The following is a 485-nucleotide window of genomic DNA, read 5'->3' as shown; positions in this document are numbered from 1 at the left end:
GTATGACCCGTACGGGATTCGAACCCGTGTTACCGCCGTGAAAGGGCGGTGTCTTAACCACTTGACCAACGGGCCAATGGCGGAGAAGGAGGGATTTGAACCCTCGCGCCGGTTACCCGACCTACACCCTTAGCAGGGGCGCCTCTTCAGCCTCTTGAGTACTTCCCCACAAAAAAATGGCTCCGAAGGCAGGACTCGAACCTGCGACAACCTGATTAACAGTCAGGTGCTACTACCAACTGAGCTACTTCGGAAAAATGGTGGGCCTAAATGGACTCGAACCATCGACCTCACGCTTATCAGGCGTGCGCTCTAACCAGCTGAGCTATAGGCCCTTGGAGCGGGTGATGAGAATCGAACTCACGACATCAGCTTGGAAGGCTGAGGTTTTACCATTAAACTACACCCGCAAATATGGTGGGTCAGGACGGAATCGAACCGCCGACACTTAGAGCTTCAATCTAATGCTCTACCAACTGAGCTAA

General features: G+C 53.2%; 5 tRNA genes. All 5 read right to left on the bottom strand.

Annotated features, from left to right (window positions below):
* Window positions 1-3: 3 nt before the first annotated feature.
* The 5 genes from AC1DCY_RS27530 to AC1DCY_RS27510 all read right to left on the bottom strand — a co-directional run bounded on the left by AC1DCY_RS27530 (window position 4) and on the right by AC1DCY_RS27510 (window position 410).
* Window positions 4-75 (bottom strand) — tRNA-Glu (locus AC1DCY_RS27530).
* A 2-nt stretch (window positions 76-77) separates the two neighbouring features.
* A tRNA-Ser gene (locus AC1DCY_RS27525) sits at window positions 78-168 on the bottom strand.
* A gap of 9 nt (window positions 169-177) precedes the next feature.
* Window positions 178-254: transfer RNA gene (locus AC1DCY_RS27520), tRNA-Asn, on the bottom strand.
* A gap of 4 nt (window positions 255-258) precedes the next feature.
* Window positions 259-335, bottom strand: a tRNA-Ile gene (locus AC1DCY_RS27515).
* 1 nt (window position 336) lies between these two features.
* Window positions 337-410, bottom strand: a tRNA-Gly gene (locus tag AC1DCY_RS27510).
* Between the last annotated feature and the right edge of the window lie 75 nt (window positions 411-485).

It is taken from the genome of Lysinibacillus sp. 10T31 (genome assembly GCF_056394365.1).
Note: the sequence above shows the minus strand (reverse complement) of the source record. Positions and strands in the feature narration are given on the sequence as shown.